We start from the raw sequence: 15,623 nt of genomic DNA, 5'->3' as shown, positions 1-15,623 counted from the left end.
GTCGCGGACTTCGCCTTGCGGAAAAGGCGCAGCGAAATGATGCCCATCAGTGTGCCCGCTACGCGGGCTTGCGGCCCTCCGAGGCGGCGCTTTTTCCCACGGACATCCAGGGAAAAAGTGCGCCTCGGGAGAAGTACCGCTTTAGACCATTTCGATTGCCATCGCCACGGCTTCGCCGCCGCCGATGCACAGCGTGGCCACGCCGCGCTTGCCGCCGGTCTTGCGCAGCGCGCCGATCAGCGTGGTCATCAGGCGCGCGCCGGAGGCGCCGATGGGGTGGCCCAGGGCGGTGGCGCCGCCGTGGATGTTGACCTTTTCATGCGGCAGCTTGAAGTCGGTCATGGCGGCCATGGTGACCACCGCGAACGCTTCGTTGATCTCGTACAGGTCCACGTCCTCGGCCTTCCAGCCGGTCTTGGCGAACAGGTTCTTCAACGCGCCGACCGGGGCGGTGGTGAACCAGTTCGGTTCCTGCGAGTGCTGGCTGTGCGCCACGATGCGGGCCAGCGGCTTGATACCGAGCTTCTCGGCGGTGGAGGCGCGCATCAGCACCATGGCGGCGGCGCCGTCGGAGATCGACGACGAGTTGGCGGCGGTGACGGTGCCGTCCTTCTTGAACGCGGGCTTGAGCGTCGGAATCTTTTCCGGCATGGCCTTGGTGGGGGCCTCGTCGGTGTCGACCACGGTGTCGCCCTTGCGGCCGGCCACCGTCACCGGCGTGATTTCCCACTTGAAGCTGCCGTCTTCGGTGGCGGCGCGGGCGCGGCGCAGCGATTCCAGCGAGAAGGCGTCCTGCTGTTCGCGCGTGAACGAATACTTGGCGGCGCAATCCTCGGCGAACACGCCCATGGCCTTGCCCTTGTCGTAGGCGTCTTCCAGGCCGTCCAGGGCCATGTGGTCATAGATGGTGCTGTGGCCGTAGCGGTAGCCCTGGCGGCCCTTGAGCATCAGGTAGGGCGCGTTGCTCATGCTTTCCTGGCCGCCGGCGACGACGATGTTGGCCGAACCCGCGGCCAGCAGGTCGTGGCCGAACATGGCGGCCTTCAGGCCCGAGCCGCACACCTTGTGGATGGTGGTGCACGCCACGCCCAGCGGCAGGCCCGCGCCCAGCGCGGCCTGGCGCGCCGGGGCCTGGCCCTGGCCGGCCTGCAGCACGTTGCCCATGATGACTTCTTCGATCTGCTCCGGCTTGACGCCCGCGCGTTCGACGGCCGCCTTGATGGCGACCGAGCCCAGCTCGTGCGCGGCCAGGCCGGACAGGCTGCCGAGCATGCCGCCCATGGGGGTGCGGGCGACGGAAACGATAACGATGGGATCTGACATGACTAGCTCCTGTGAGGATCGGGACAGCGTCTTTTACGTGGCCGCGGCGGCAATGGCCGGGCGCAGGCGCCTGTCTGTATCGTAAGGGAAAAATTCTTCGATTCGGCCTTGCGCCACGTGGGCGCGGCAGGCCTGCCACCATTCCGGTTCCAGCAGGTCGGCATGGTGGCGCAGGAAGGCGTCGCGCACGCGCGCATCGCCCAGCAGGAAACGGCCGAACTCCTCGGGGAAGACGTCGTTCGGTCCGACGGCGTACCAGGGTTCCGACGCCATTTCCGCTTCTTCATTGGGGGCTGGCGGGATCCGTCTGAAATTCATTTCGGTCATGCGCTGGATTTCGTCGTAGTCGTAGAACACGACCCGCCCCAGCCGCGTCACGCCGAAGTTCTTGTAGAGCATGTCACCCGGAAAGATATTGGCCGTGGCCAGTTGACGGATGGCGTCGCCGTATTCGCGCACCGCCGGCTCCAGCAGCGCGTCGGACGCCTGGCTCAGGTACAGGTTCAGCGGTGTCATGCGCCGTTCGATGTAGACGTGGCGGATGACCACCGTGTCCCCGGTTTCCTCGATCAGGCTGGGCACCAGGCGCCGCAGTTCGTCCAGCAGCCGCGGCGCGAAGCGCGCGCGCGGCAGCGCCACCTGCGAGTATTCCCAGGTGTCGGCCATGCGGCCGACGCGGTCGTGCAGCTTGACCATCTGGTACTTGCGCCGCACCGTGGCGTGATCCATGCCGTCCTTGTCGATATGGTCCTTGATCAGCTTGAACACATAGGGATAGGACGGCAGCGTGAACACGCACATCACCATGCCCTTGATGCCGGGCGCGATGTCGAAGGCGTCGCGCGAGTGCGCCAGGTGGTGCAGGAAGTCGCGGTAGAACAGCGTCTTGCCCTGCTTCTGCAGGCCGATCATGGTGTACAGCTCGGCCTTGGGCTTGCGCGGCAGCAGGCTGGCCAGGAAGTTGACCACCGCGGCCGGGGTTTCCATGTCCACCAGGAAATAGGCCCGCGTGAAGCTGAACAGCGTGCTCAGGTCATCGGCGCCCAGCAGCAATGCATCCAGCCGCACCTGCCCGGCCGGATTGCGCATCAGCGCCACGGCGAAGGGGTAGACTGTGCCCTGGTTGATCAGGCGGCCGACGATGTAGGCGCCCTTGTTGCGAAAGAACAGCGAACCCAGCGCATGCACCTGGCAGTCGCTGGCGATGCGACGGCCGACGTGGCGCGGCAACTGCCGGCGCAGTTGGCCGATGGCGGCGCGCGCCAGCAGGCGGGTGTCGCGCGGCAGGTCCTCGAACGGCAGCGCCAGGCCGAAGTCGGCCACCATGCGGATGAGGCTTTTGTGCAGGCCCTCGGTCACCGGGTAGTAGACCCGGTACGACGGCATGCGGCTGTCCAGGTAGTCGGTGGCCACGGCCGGCCGCACGAACAGGAAATCGTTGTGGAAATAGTCGCGGTGCAGCAGCCGGCATGACACCGAGTTGAAGAAGGTCTCGGCGCATTCGGGCTGGCGGTGCTCGCCCAGCAGGCCCACGAATTCCTGCTTGATCTGCTGCCAGTAGGCGGTCTGCGCATCCGTCAGCGCGGTGCCCGCGGCGCCGTTCGCGCCGTTGGGGGCATGGGCGCCGACGGCGCCCTCGGGCCGGCCGCGCAGCACGCCTTCGAGCTGGCTGGCGCATTCGCGCACGCGCATGTCGTAGTACTCGATGCGCTCGCGCGACAGGAGCTGGATGCCGTGCCAGTCGCCCGATTCGAACAGCGCCTTGGCGCGCTGCGCGCTGTAGCGGAACAGCGCGTAATGGCGGTCGAAGCCGGCCAGGATGCGCCGCGCGACGTCCAGCGGCGAGGGGCCCTGGGCGGGCGCCTGCTCGATGTGCTGGACGTCGGACGTGCGGATCATGGCAAGGCCGCTCAGAGGGTCTCGGCGAACAATTCGCGGCCGATCAGCATGCGGCGGATCTCGCTGGTGCCGGCGCCGATTTCGTACAGCTTGGCGTCGCGCCACAGGCGGCCCACCGGGTATTCGTTGATGTAGCCGTTGCCGCCCAGGATCTGCACGCCCTCGCCGGCCATCCAGGTGGCCTTTTCGGCGGTGTACAGGATCAGCGCGGCGCAATCCTTGCGCACCTGGCGCACGTGCTCGGCGCCGAGGCGGTCGAGGTTCTTGCCGACCTGGTAGCAGAAGGCGCGGCTGGCTTGCAGCGTGGTGTACAGGTCCGCCACCTTGCCCTGGATCAGCTGGAATTCGCCGATGGCCTGGCCGAACTGCTTGCGGTCGTGGATGTACGGCACCACCACGTCCATCACGGCCTGCATGATGCCGACCGGGCCGCCCGACAGCACGGCGCGCTCGTAGTCCAGGCCGCTCATCAGCACCTTGACGCCGCCGTTGACCTGGCCCAGCACGTTTTCCTCGGGGATCTCGCAGTCCTGGAACACCAGTTCGCCGGTGTGGCTGCCGCGCATGCCGAGCTTGTCCAGCTTCTGCGCCACCGAGAAGCCCTTGAAGCCCTTTTCCACCAGGAACGCGGTGATGCCGCGCTGGTGCGCCTCGGGGTCGGTCTTGGCGTAGACCACCAGGGTGTCGGCGTCGGGGCCGTTGGTGATCCACATCTTGGTGCCGTTGAGGACGTAGCGGTCGCCCTTCTTATCGGCGCGCAGCTTCATGCTGACCACATCCGAGCCGGCGCCCGGTTCGCTCATGGCCAGCGCGCCGATGTGTTCGCCGGAAATCAGCTTGGGCAGGTATTTGGCCTTCTGCGCCGGGGTGCCGTTGCGGTTGATCTGGTTGACGCACAGGTTGGAGTGGGCGCCATAGGACAGGCCGATCGAGGCGCTGGCGCGGGAGATTTCCTCCATCGCCACCATGTGGGCCAGGTAGCCCATGTTAGCGCCGCCGTATTCCTCGCTGGCCGTCATGCCCAGCACGCCCAGGTCGCCGAACTTGCGCCAGAGGTCCATGGGGAACTGGTCGCTGCGGTCGACTTCGGCGGCGCGCGGCGCGATCTCGGCCTGCGCGAAAGTGCGCACGGCGTCGCGCAGCATGTCCAGGTCTTCGCCCAGGTCGAAGTTCAGGCCAGGAAGGTTCATCGCTGTCTCCGTGATAGTGGGTACTTACATTTTTATGGGCGCCTGCGATCGCGCCGGATCTCGCCGCGTGGCCCCATGATGCGCTGATCGACGCTGGCTACGCAATGATGCAGCGCAAATATTACGTTTACGTAAACGTAAATAAGAGTCGGGTTTTCCCTAGGCAAATGTTTGCGTCCCGGGCAAGCGCCCTGGGTACTATTCCCCGGGTCCTTGAAACTTGAAATTTTGTTACGGAGTCAGCGGTGTCCGACCTGGCCAATCTCGACGATATTGTGGCGCTGCGGCGCGATCTGCACGCCCATCCCGAGCTCTGCTACGAAGAGCATCGCACCGCCAAGGTGGTGGCCGACGCCCTGCGCGGCTGGGGCATCGAGACCCACACCGGCATCGCCAAGACCGGCGTGGTCGGCGTCATCAAGCGCGGCGCTTCCGATCGCGCCATCATGTTGCGCGCCGACATGGACGCCCTGCCGATGCAGGAAGAGAACCAGTTCGAGCACCGTTCGCGCCACGATGGCAAGATGCATGGCTGCGGCCACGATGGCCACACCGCCATGCTGCTGGCGGCCGCGCGCCACCTGCAACAGGAAGGCGGTTTCGACGGCACGGTCTATTTCTGCTTCCAGCCGGCCGAGGAAGGCGGCGCCGGCGGCCGCGCCATGATCCAGGACGGCCTGTTCGACCGCTTCCCCTGCGAGGCCGTGTTCGGCATGCACAACTGGCCCGGCCTGGAGGCCGGCTCGTTCGGCGTCTGCGCCGGCCCGATGATGGCTTCCGCCAACGGCTTCAAGATCACCGTGCGGGGCAAGGGCGGCCACGCCGCCGCGCCGCACGATTGCGCCGACCCGGTGCCGGCGCTGTTCGCCATCGGCCAGTCGCTGCAGACCATCCTGACCCGCAGCAAGCGCCCGCTGGACGCCGCCGTGCTGTCCATCACCCAGGTGCAGGCCGGCGGCAGCGTCATCAACGTGATCCCGGGCAGCGCCTGGCTGGGCGGCTCGGTGCGCGCTTACAGCACCGACGTGGTCGACCTGATCGAGCGGCGCATGCACGAGATCGCCGGCAGCATCGCCGCCGCCCATGGCTGCGAGGCCGAGGTCTACTTCGAGCGCCGCTATCCGGCGCTGATCAACACGCCCGCCGAAACCGAGTTCTGCATGCAGGTCATGCGCGAGGTGGCCGGCGCCGACCACGCCCGCGTGATCGAGCCGGTGATGGCCTCGGAGGACTTCGCCTTCCTGCTGCAGGCCAAGCCCGGCTGCTACGTGTTCCTGGGCAACGGCGACGGCGACCACCGCATGGCCGGCCACGGCCTGGGCCCGTGCATGCTGCACAACACCAGCTACGACTTCAACGACGCCCTGATCGCGCCGGGCGCGAGCTACTGGGTGCGGCTGACGCAGCGCTACCTGGCTGGCTGATTCACGCGCGGCCGTCGCGACGCGCGTGTCGCCTTCGCGGTCACTGCCTTTGTCGCCACCACAAGTTTTCCTTTTGCCTTACCCGTTTCACGCATTACCTCACGCAGTGCTACGCAACACAACAAGGAAGCCATGAAAAAGAAGATGCTGTTCACGGCCGCGGGGGCGGCCCTGGCAATCATGACGGGCGGCGCCGCGCTGGCGCAAAGCTGGCCCGCCAAGCCCATCACCCTGGTCGTGCCCTACACCGCCGGCGGCAGCGCCGACGCGATCGGGCGCCGCCTGGGCGACGTGCTGCGCAAGGAGACCAACGCCACCGTCATCGTCGAAAACAAGCCCGGCGCGGGCGCCTCGGTCGGCACCGACTTCGTGGCGCGCGCGCAGCCGGACGGCGCCACCCTGCTGCTGGCTTCCACCAGCCCGCTGACCATCTTCCCGCACCTGGCCAAGACCAACTACGACCCGATGAAGGACCTGACGCCGGTGGCCAGCGTGGCCGTGGCGCCCGTGGCGATCGTCGCCACCAAGACCCTGCCGGTGAAGGACTTCGCTGGCCTGATCGATTACGCCAAGTCGCACCCGGATGGCGTGCGCTACGGCACGCCGGGCCAGGGCACCGTGGCCCACATCGGCATGGCGGCGCTGACCACGCAGACCGGCACCAGGATGCTGCACGTGCCCTACCGCGGCAACAGCCAGGCCCTGACCGACGGCCTGGGCGGCGTGGTCGAGCTGCTGGTGGTCAACACCGACGTGGTGCTGCCGCACGTGGCCAGCGGCGCGCTCAAGCCGCTGGCGGTGATGGCGCCCGAGCGCCTGGCCGCCTGGCCCGACGTGCCCACCCTGGCCGAACTGAAGCTGCCGCAGGCGCAGTACTACTCGAACTTCGGCATCTTCGCCCCGGCCAACCTGCCGCCGGCGGTGTCGGGTCCGCTGCAGGCCGCGCTGGCCAAGGCCGTGGCCAGCGCCGAGTTCAAGGACCTGCTGACCAAGTCCTACCTGCAGCCGGGCACCGCGTCCGGCGACGCCTTCGCCAAGCAGGTGCAGGCCGAGTTCGCCAACAACGCGCGCATCATCAAGGAAGGCAACATCAAGGCGGAATGACGCCGGGGCGCGCGTCCCCAACGGGACGCGGCGCGAGCAATGCAAAGCGCGCTCCACGGGGAGCGCGTTTTTTTTCTCAGGGAGGCGGGCCGGCGTCGCGCCGCGTGAGTCGGATGCGCTGGCGCACGCTGGCACGTCATGCGCCAACGGGCCTTCGCGGCAATCGGTCAGGCCGTCTTGGGCCCGAACATGATCACCAGCATCCCCGCCAGGCACAGCCCCACGCCGACGTAATCGCTGACGTTGGGCCGCACGCCATCGACCGCCCACAGCCACAGCAGCGCCATGCCGATGTACACGCCGCCATAGGCCGCATACACGCGCCCCGACGCGGTCGGGTGCAGCGTCAACAGCCAGGCGAACAGCGCCAGGCTGACGGCGGCCGGCGCCAGCAGCCAGATGGAATGGCCGCGGCGCAACCACAGGTAAGGCAGGTAGCAGCCGATGATCTCGGCCAGCGCGGTCAGGACGAACAGCACGAAGGTTTGCAGCATCGCCATGGCAGGCGCTTCAGGATTGTTGCTGCGCCAGCAGCTCGCGGCACTGGCGTTCCTGCACCGCGATCTCCTGCAGCGTATCCTCGATGTCGCGGCGCTGCTGTTCCAGCGTGGCGCGGTGCTGGGCCAGCACCGCCAGGTACTGGCGCAACTGCACCTCGGTGTCGCCGGGACCGTCATACATGTCGATCAGCGTCAGGATCTCCGACAACTGCAGGCCCAGGCGCTTGCCGCGCAGGGCCAGCTTCAGGCGCGTGCGGTCGCGCGGCCCGAAGATGCGGTTGCGGCCCTCGCGCGCCGGGCTGACGATCCCCTGGTCTTCATAGAAGCGGATCGTGCGGGGCGTGACGTCGAACTCGCGGGCGAGCTCGGAGATGGTCCAGGTTGACGGGGACATGCGACGTGTGGCAGTTTACGTAAACGTAAATTATGATGACTTGGCGCGATCGTCAAGCGTGGAGAGCGAGGCAATGAACCCCAACGAACAGAAGCTGCAGTATCCCTTCGGTGATTTCCAGCCCGAAGCCGGCCGGGCCCATGTGGTGGCCGAGGGCGTCAAGTGGATCCGCATGCCGCTGCCGTTCGCGCTGGATCATATCAATCTCTGGCTGCTGCGCGATCGCATCGACGGCCGCGAAGGCTGGACCATCGTCGACTGCGGCATCTCGCGCGACGAGGTCAAGACGCTGTGGGAACAGGTGTTCGAGAACGAACTGGAAGGCCTGCCGGTGCTGCGCGTCATCGTCACCCACATGCACCCCGACCACATCGGCCTGGCCTACTGGCTCTGTGAACGCTGGGACGCGCGGCTGTGGATGACCATGACCGACTTCATGGTCGCGTCGCTGTGGTCGTCGCGCCGCAATGACGCCGGCGCCGGGCCTGGCGGCCAGTCGGCCGTCGACCACTTCGCCCGCCACGGCCTGACCGATCCGGACGCGCAGGAACAGATCCGCCAGCGCGCCAACTACTTTCCCAACCTGGTGCCGGCGGTGCCGCCGCGCTACACCCGCATCATGCATGGCGATGCGGTGCGCATCGGCGCGCACGACTGGCGCGTCATCGTCGGCTACGGCCACGCGCCCGAGCACGCCTCGCTGCACTCGCCCGACCTGGGCGTGCTGATTTCCGGCGACATGGTGCTGCCGCGCATCTCCACCAATGTCAGTGTGTTCGACTACGAGCCCGACGCCAACCCGCTGCCGCTGTACCTGCGCTCGCTCGACGGCTACGCCGACGTGCCGCGCGACACGCTGGTGCTGCCGTCGCATGGCCGGCCGTTCAAGGGCCTGCACGAGCGCATCGCGCAGCAGCACGAGCATCACCGCGACCGTCTGGCCGAAGTATTGGAGGCCTGTAAGGCCGGACCGCAATCGACCTCCGACATCGTGCCGGTGCTGTTCAAGCGCAAGCTCGACCTGCACCAGCTGACCTTCGCCATGGGCGAGGCGCTGGCGCACCTGCATGCCTTGTACTTCGAAGGCAAGCTGACGCGCGGCACAGGCGCGGACGGCATCGTGCGCTTCAAGGCGGCCTGACGCCGCTCCCAGCCACGTTGCGCGGCGGCGTCCCGCGGGCGCGAACCGGCGCGCGTGGCTTCGCTGGGGCGGCCCTCGCCAGGCTCGCGCCGGCCGGCGGCCTCAGCGCGTGGCCGTCGCCAGCCGCACGGCCAGCCCCACGAATACCAGCGCCGCGACGCGGTTGAGCCAGCGCTTGGCCGTGACCGAGCGTTGCAGCAGTTCGCCGAACGCGCCCGAGAAGAAGGCGATGGCGCCGAACACCAGCAGCGTGGCCAGCATGAACACCGCGCCCAGTTGCACCGTCTGCCAGCCCACCGCACCCAGTTTGGGCGAGGTGAACTGCGGCAGGAAGGCGAAGAAGAACAGCAGCACCTTAGGATTGGTCAGGTTCATGACGATGCCGCGCCGGTACAGCGCGGAGGTCTTCATCGGCTCGGGCCGCTGGCCGTCCTCGGCATGCACCGGCGCCCGCAGGATCTGCCACGCCAGGTAGGCCAGATACGCCGCGCCCGCCAGTTTCAGCGCCGTGAAGGCCACAGGGGAGGCCGCGAACACGGCGGCCAGCCCCAGCGCCACGGCGGCGGTGTGGCCCAGCAGCCCGGTGCACAGCCCCAGCACCACGAACAGCCCGGCCTTGCGGCCCCAGATGGCCGATTGCATCAGCACGAACAGGTTGTCGGGCCCGGGCGTGAGGGCCAGCAATACGGCAATGCCGAAGAACGCGATCAGGGAATCGAGGGGCAGCATGGGGTCTCGCCAGGGTCGGGCGGCGCCTTGCGCGCCGGCAATCAAGTGGCCATCATACGAGGAAACCAAGGAGACACCATGTCCGCCGTACCCGAATCCGCTGCCGCGCGCCCCGACGCCGCGCTCGAAGACTGGCTGCGCGCGCGCCACAGTTGCCGCGCCTTCCTGCCCGAGCCGGTGCCGCGCGCCACCATCGAGCGCATCCTGACGCTGGCGCAGCGCACCGCGTCCTGGTGCAACTGCCAGCCGTGGCAGGTGACGGTGACCTCGGGCGACGCCGCGCGGCGCCTGAGCCGGGCCCTGGTGGAACGCGCCGGGCAGCCCGGCTTCACGCCCGACTTCCCGTTCCCGCGCGAGTACCGGGGCGACTACCTGGCGCGGCGCCGCGAGTCGGGCTTCCAGCTATACGGCGCGGTCGGCGTGGCGCGTGGCGACCGCGAGGCCTATCGCCGCCAGGAGCTGCGCAACTTCCAGTTGTTCGACGCACCGCACGTGGCCATCATCACCACCGACGAGGCGCTGGGCGAGTACGGCGCCATCGACTGCGGCGGCTATGTCGCCAATTTCCTGCTGGCGGCGCAGGCCAACGGCGTGGCCACGGTGGCCCAGGCCTCGCTGGCGATGTATCCCGAGGTGCTGCGCGAACAGCTCGGCATCGGTTCCGACCGCCGCGTGGTCTGCGCCATCTCGTTCGGCTACGCCGATACGGCCCATCCGGCCAACAGCTACCGGACCAGCCGCGCCGAGCTTGACGCGGCGGTGCGCTGGATCGACTGACCGCCGGCCGCGGGGGCGCGACATTCCCGTGCGTTCCTGCTAGGGTTCGGATTCCCGACAATACGCAAGCATTGGCTCCAGAAGATGGCTATCACCAAACACATCGATACGGTTTTGCAGCACGCGGGCACCGCCCCGTTCAACCCCGAGACCGGCACGGCCCCGGTGCCGCTGCCGCCGATGCGGGCCAGCACGGTGCGCTTCGAGAACCTGGCCGCACTGGAAAAGGCCCAGCGCAGCAAGGCCGCCGGCGGCCGCGCCACCACCTACGGCCGCATGGGCATGGACACGCACGCGGCGCTGGAGCAGGTCTTCGCGCAGCTCGAAGGCGGCACCCACGCGTATCTGGCGCCGTCGGGCCTGTCGGCCATGACGATGGTGATGCTGGCGCTGTGCTCAGCCGGCGACCACGCGCTGATCTCCGATTGCGTCTACGGCCCGATGCGCGAGCTGGACGATGCCGTGCTCAAGCGCATGAACATCGCCGTCACCTACTTCGCCGCCGGCGAGGACCTGGACGCGCTGGTGCAGCCCAATACCAAGCTGCTGTACGTGGAATCGCCCGGCTCGCTGCTGTTCGAGATGCTTGACATGGGCGCCATGGCGGCCATCGCGCAGCGCCACGGCCTGGTGCTGGCCACCGACAACACCTGGGGTTCGGGCTACATCTACCGGCCGCTGACGCTGGGCGCGCAGGTGTCGGTCATCGCCGGCACCAAGTACGTGGGCGGCCATTCCGACCTGATGCTGGGCGCGGTGGTCACCAATGACGAGGCGATTGCCAGGAAGCTGAACCGCACCCAGTACGCCATGGGTTATTCCATCAGCGCCGACGACGCCTGGCTGGCGCTGCGCGGCGTGCGCACCATGCCGATCCGCATGGCGCAGCACGCGCGCCACGCGCTGCAGGTCTGCGAATTCTTCAAGCAGCGCCCCGAGACCGTGCGCCTGTTCCACCCGGCCTGGCCGCAGGATCCGGGCCATGCGCTGTGGCAGCGCGACTGCACCGGCTCGAACGGCATGCTGTCGGTCGAGCTACGCCTGTCGCCGGCCGCGGCGCGCGTGTTCGTCGACGAACTGGAACTGTTCGGCATCGGTTTCTCGTGGGGCGGCTACGAAAGCCTGGTGCAACTGGTGTCGCCCAAGGACCTGTCGCACCACCGCTATTGGGGCGAGGGCGATAACGCGCTGGTGCGGCTGCACATCGGGCTGGAATCGCCGCAGGACATCATTGCCGACCTGACCCAGGCGCTGGAAAAGGCCGCGGCGGTCAAGGGCTGATCCCGGCGCGGTCGCGGGCCCGGCCGACGCGCCATCCCCGCTTGCCGCGAAGCCCGGCTGGAAGGCCCTTGCGGCAAGGCGCCGCCGTATTTCAGGCGTTGGCGCGGGTCCACGCGCCGATGCGCGCGGCGATGTCGTCGCTGTTGTCGTCCATCATGGGCATGTGCGAATTGCCGCGGATGCCCATGTCGGCCAGGCGCCAGTGGGTGACGCGGCCGCCGCGTGCCGCCAACTGGTCGGCGTAGGCCTGCCCGGCCGCATCCAGCTTGGCCCACAGCGGCGTGGCGTCCAGATAATCGCCATAGACGAACAGGAAGGGCTTGCCCGCCACTGTGGCCGGGTCCATCTCTTGCGAGAACCCCGACGGCTCGATGCCGATGACTCCGCGCACCAGTTCCGGCCGCGCCTGCAGTGCGCGGTAGGCTACCTCGCCGCCATGGCTGTGCGCCAGCACCAGGCACGGCCCGATGCGCTCCAGCGCGGCGCAAAAGCCCGCCAGCGCCGCATCGTTGTTGCCCAGCCAGCGCGGCACGGCGTGGCGGATGAAATTGTCGAAGGCCGCCAGCGGAAAGCGCTGGCCGTCGAAGGCGCGGCGCTGCGCGTAGTCCTCGGCGCGGCCGAAGCGGAACAGCGACCAGCTTTCCTCGGCGTTGCGTACGATGGGCGCGTCCGGCCAGATCTCTTCGAACGGCGTCCAGCCGGCGCGGCCGCGCTCGACGTTGTCGACCACGTAGACCGCATGGCCCTGCCGCACGAAATGCTGCAGCCAGCCGTGCCGGCCGTCGGGCGTCTGTTCCCACATCGCGCCGCTCATGCCGCCGCCGTGCAGCAGCACCAGCGGCAGCGGATGGCGGCGCTCGGCCGGGATGAAGTACTGCACGTACGCCTGCTCGACGTGGTACAGCCCGTTGGGGTCGTACGTCAGCGAGGCGGTCTTGGTGAACGCGATCTCGCGCACCGGGCGGCCGCTGATATGCGCCTGCCGCCCGCCCGCGTAGAAGCTGCCGAAATCGGCCAGCGCCAGGGGGCCTACTTCTTGACCAGCGGGCATTGGCTTTCCGACAGGGGCCAGGCGAGCGAGTCGCCGGGAATGGTGCGCACCACGTTGTAGTAATCCCAGGGCGCCTTGGACTGGTCGGGCGATTTGACCTGCGCCAGCATCATGTCGCGCACTACCAGGCCGTCTTCGCGAATGTGCGCGTTCAGGCTGAAGGGGTCGTCGATCGGCATCGACTTCATCTTCGCCATCACCGCGTCCGAATCGGTAGTGCCGGCCGCCTGCACCGCGCGCAGGTAGTGGCGCACCGAGCTGTACACGCCGGCCTGCAGGAAGGTGGGCGGGCGGCCCAGGCGGGCTTCGAACTTCTTGCTGAAAGCGCGCGTGCCGTCGTTCATGTCCCAGTAGGACGGCACCGTCAGGTAGGTGTGCTGCGCGGCCTGTAATCCCAGGCTGTGCACGTCGGTCAGCAGCAGCAGCATCGCCGCCAGCTTCTGCCCGGCGCTGGTGATGCCGAATTCGGCGGCTTGCTTGATCGCCGAGATGGTATCGCCGCCGGCGTTGGCGACGGCGATGATCTGCGCCTTGGAGGCCTGCGCCTGCAGCAGGAACGATGCGAAATCCGACGCGTTCAGCGGATGGAACACCGTGCCCACGACCTGGCCGCCGTTGGCTTTGACCACGGTCTCGGTGTCGGCCGCCAGTTGCTTGCCGAAGGCGTAGTCGGACGCCAGGATGAACCAGCGCTTGTTGCCTTCCTTGACCACGGCGGTGGCCGTGCCGCGCGACAGCGCATAGGTGGTGTAGGTCCATTGCACGCCATAGGGCGAGCACTGCGCCTGCGTCAGCGCGGTGGTGCCGGGGCTGGAGAACAGCACCAGCTTTTTCTTTTCGCGCGCGATGCCCTGCACCGCCAGCGCCACCGATGAATTCGGCACGTCCACCACCACGTCGACGCCGTCGGTGTCGTACCACTTGCGCACCATGCCGCTGCCGATGTCGGGCCGGTGCTGGTGGTCGCCGGACACCAGCGACACCGGTTTGCCGAGCACGCTGCCGCCCAGCTCCTCGATCGCCAGGCGCGCGGCCTCGACCGAGCCGCGCCCGGTGGCGTCGGCGGTGACACCCGCCATGTCGGTCAGGACGCCGATCTTGACGCCGTCGGCGTCATTGGCATGCGCGCCCATGCCGGCCAGGGCCAGGCTCACACCCAGTGCCATCCGGCGCAGGAATTGCTGTCTCATCTTCCACCCCTTGTAAGCCGCGCGTGGCGGCGAATAATTATTGGAGGAAGTGTAGCGCGCGTCGTCCGCTTTGCCGCGGACGCGCGCGGTGGGGATGACCCTATGAAAACACCCCGGAGCCTGGACCGGTGTCCAAACTGCGGGGTGCGGTACGGCGTCGCGCGCGACGCCGGGCTGGGCCGGGCGCGATTACTTGCCGCGGGCCATCGGGATCAGTTGGTTCACTTCCTTCAGGGCGCCTTCGTAGCTGTTGCCAGCCATCACCGGCGAAGTCATGAACTTGCCACCGACGGCGAACGACGGCGTGCCGTCGATGCGGTAGGCGTCGGCCAATTGGTTGGCGCGCTGCACCTGGGTCTGCACGCTGAACGAATCGAACACCGAGTCGAACTTGGCGCGGTCCACGCCCTGCGAGGCGGCCCATTCGCCCATGGCCTTCTTGTCGATCAGGCGCTTGTGTTCGCCGTGGATGGCGGTGAAGACCTTGGCGTGCAGGTCGGGGCGATCCAGGGCCATCAGGGTGTAGTAGAGCTGCTGCAGCGGCTTCATGCCGGCGTTGAAGGCGATCGGCACCTGCTTGAGCACGACGTCGTCGGGCTTGGTCTTGGCCCAGTCCTCGACCATGGGTTCCATGGCGGCGCAGTGCGGGCAGGTGTAGGCGAAGAATTCCAGGACCTCGATCTTGCCCGGGGTATCCGACGGCAGCGGCGGATTGATCGGCACGTAGGCCTGGGTGCCCTGGGCGTGGCTGACCGGGCTGAAGAACGCGGTGGCGGTCAGCGCGGCGGCTGCCAGGATGCGGATGAGCTTGGGGGACAGCATGATGGGATGAGGTTCCTGAACAAAGAGGTTACAGACAGGGCCGGGCCCGGATTAGTTCAATCAAAAACCATGATGCGGACGACGTGTTACTGGCGCACCACCGCCGTTTCGATCTTGTTCTCGCCCAGCCGGCCGCGGGCGCGGTTCATGTCGTCCAGGCGGGCGAACGGACCGACGCGGACGCGGTTGATCGGCTTGCCGTTGACTTCGGCCTTCTGGACCGCGACCGGCAGCCCCAGCAGGATGATGCGGGCCTTGAGCGATTCGGCATCATCCTGGCCGCGGAAGGCGCCGGCCTGCAGGTAATAGGTGCCATTGGCCGAGGCCGTCGGTGCGGCGCTGGCGGCCGGCGCCTTGGGTGCGGGGGCCGGCGCCACCTTGGCGATGGGCGTGGGCGGCGCGCTGGCGGCCGGCGCCGCGGCGGGCGCGTTGCTGGTGCTTGGCAGGGTGGCGATCAGCGCGCCCAGGTCGTCGGACTTGCGCGACGGCTCGGCGCCGCCACCCGCGCCCGGCAGCGGCACCGGGGCCGTGGCGGTGGGGCCAGTGGGCGAGGAGCCCGCGGCGCCGTCACGGCCGTACAGGCCGGCGTTGGGATCCGGCGCCTGGCGCGGATCGGGCAGCTTGCCCGCGTCGCCTTGCCGGGAGGCGCGGTCGACGAAGGGCACGGGTGCCTTGGTGACGTAGAACGCCACGACGGCGGCGACGATCAAGCCGAGGAGCAAACCGGCCAGCGCCCCGTACAGGGTGCTGCCGCTTTCGCCCGACCGGCGGGTGGTTTTGCGCTTGGTGGCCATGTCC

At 68.2% G+C, this 15,623-nt stretch carries 15 protein-coding genes; 5 read left to right on the top strand and 10 right to left on the bottom strand.

The features are described from left to right. Window positions 1-141 precede the first annotated feature (141 nt). From AC6LKG_RS13450 to AC6LKG_RS13440, 3 genes are read right to left on the bottom strand one after another with little or no spacing between them, the layout of a single operon-like run. Window positions 142-1,323 carry an acetyl-CoA C-acetyltransferase gene (locus AC6LKG_RS13450; RefSeq protein ID WP_498165059.1) on the bottom strand — a complete coding sequence of 394 codons (1,182 nt, stop codon included), beginning with the start codon at window positions 1,321-1,323 and terminating at the stop codon, window positions 142-144. A gap of 33 nt (window positions 1,324-1,356) precedes the next feature. Beyond that, complete coding sequence (gene aceK, locus AC6LKG_RS13445) at window positions 1,357-3,222, bottom strand: bifunctional isocitrate dehydrogenase kinase/phosphatase (RefSeq protein ID WP_498165057.1); 1,866 nt, start codon at window positions 3,220-3,222, stop codon at window positions 1,357-1,359. Between the two features lie 11 nt (window positions 3,223-3,233). Further along, window positions 3,234-4,412, bottom strand: a complete 1,179-nt coding sequence (locus AC6LKG_RS13440; RefSeq protein ID WP_498165055.1) for an isovaleryl-CoA dehydrogenase — start codon at window positions 4,410-4,412, stop codon at window positions 3,234-3,236. Window positions 4,413-4,657: 245 nt separating this feature from the next. On the opposite strand from AC6LKG_RS13440, the gene AC6LKG_RS13435 reads away from it, so the two are divergent. Next, the gene (locus AC6LKG_RS13435) at window positions 4,658-5,836 is read left to right on the top strand and encodes a M20 aminoacylase family protein (protein WP_498165053.1); all 1,179 of its coding nucleotides are present in this window, start codon (window positions 4,658-4,660) and stop codon (window positions 5,834-5,836) included. Between the two features lie 132 nt (window positions 5,837-5,968). Continuing rightward, entirely contained in the window at window positions 5,969-6,940 is a 972-nt protein-coding gene (locus AC6LKG_RS13430; protein ID WP_498165052.1) for a Bug family tripartite tricarboxylate transporter substrate binding protein, read from the top strand. 167 nt (window positions 6,941-7,107) lie between these two features. Here the strand turns inward: AC6LKG_RS13430 and AC6LKG_RS13425 are convergent, their stop codons facing one another. Both AC6LKG_RS13425 and AC6LKG_RS13420 read right to left on the bottom strand, forming a co-directional pair. After that, the gene (locus tag AC6LKG_RS13425; RefSeq protein WP_498165050.1) at window positions 7,108-7,440 is read right to left on the bottom strand and encodes a YnfA family protein; all 333 of its coding nucleotides are present in this window, start codon (window positions 7,438-7,440) and stop codon (window positions 7,108-7,110) included. 10 nt (window positions 7,441-7,450) lie between these two features. Next, a complete protein-coding gene (locus AC6LKG_RS13420) occupies window positions 7,451-7,834 on the bottom strand; it encodes a MerR family transcriptional regulator (RefSeq protein WP_427991477.1) in 384 nt (127 codons plus the stop codon). A gap of 73 nt (window positions 7,835-7,907) precedes the next feature. Between AC6LKG_RS13420 and AC6LKG_RS13415 the strand changes: the two genes are divergently transcribed. Next, window positions 7,908-8,975, top strand: coding sequence for an MBL fold metallo-hydrolase (locus AC6LKG_RS13415; RefSeq protein WP_498165049.1), 1,068 nt, complete (start codon window positions 7,908-7,910; stop codon window positions 8,973-8,975). Window positions 8,976-9,077: 102 nt separating this feature from the next. On the opposite strand, the gene AC6LKG_RS13410 is transcribed toward AC6LKG_RS13415, so the two are convergent. Continuing rightward, entirely contained in the window at window positions 9,078-9,704 is a 627-nt protein-coding gene (locus AC6LKG_RS13410; protein WP_498165048.1) for a LysE family translocator, read from the bottom strand. A 78-nt stretch (window positions 9,705-9,782) separates the two neighbouring features. Between AC6LKG_RS13410 and AC6LKG_RS13405 the strand changes: the two genes are divergently transcribed. Next, window positions 9,783-10,481, top strand: coding sequence for a nitroreductase (locus tag AC6LKG_RS13405; protein WP_498165047.1), 699 nt, complete (start codon window positions 9,783-9,785; stop codon window positions 10,479-10,481). Window positions 10,482-10,565: 84 nt separating this feature from the next. Beyond that, window positions 10,566-11,762, top strand: a complete 1,197-nt coding sequence (gene metC / locus AC6LKG_RS13400) for a cystathionine beta-lyase (RefSeq protein WP_498165046.1) — start codon at window positions 10,566-10,568, stop codon at window positions 11,760-11,762. A gap of 91 nt (window positions 11,763-11,853) precedes the next feature. Here metC and AC6LKG_RS13395 read toward each other — a convergent pair whose 3' ends face one another. The 4 genes from AC6LKG_RS13395 to AC6LKG_RS13380 all read right to left on the bottom strand — a co-directional run bounded on the left by AC6LKG_RS13395 (window position 11,854) and on the right by AC6LKG_RS13380 (window position 15,619). Continuing rightward, a complete protein-coding gene (locus AC6LKG_RS13395; protein WP_498165045.1) occupies window positions 11,854-12,813 on the bottom strand; it encodes an alpha/beta hydrolase in 960 nt (319 codons plus the stop codon). After that, window positions 12,792-14,003, bottom strand: coding sequence for an ABC transporter substrate-binding protein (locus AC6LKG_RS13390; protein WP_498165044.1), 1,212 nt, complete (start codon window positions 14,001-14,003; stop codon window positions 12,792-12,794). Before AC6LKG_RS13390 ends, AC6LKG_RS13395 begins: the two co-directional genes overlap by 22 nt. Window positions 14,004-14,192: 189 nt before the next feature. Further along, on the bottom strand, window positions 14,193-14,825 hold the full coding sequence (locus AC6LKG_RS13385) for a thiol:disulfide interchange protein DsbA/DsbL (RefSeq protein ID WP_498165043.1): 633 nt from the start codon (window positions 14,823-14,825) through the stop codon (window positions 14,193-14,195). A gap of 86 nt (window positions 14,826-14,911) precedes the next feature. Further along, the gene (locus AC6LKG_RS13380; RefSeq protein ID WP_498165042.1) at window positions 14,912-15,619 is read right to left on the bottom strand and encodes an SPOR domain-containing protein; all 708 of its coding nucleotides are present in this window, start codon (window positions 15,617-15,619) and stop codon (window positions 14,912-14,914) included. Window positions 15,620-15,623 lie beyond the last annotated feature (4 nt).

The sequence above is a fragment of the Achromobacter sp. 46006 genome (assembly GCF_059761975.1).
Note: the sequence above shows the minus strand (reverse complement) of the source record. Positions and strands in the feature narration are given on the sequence as shown.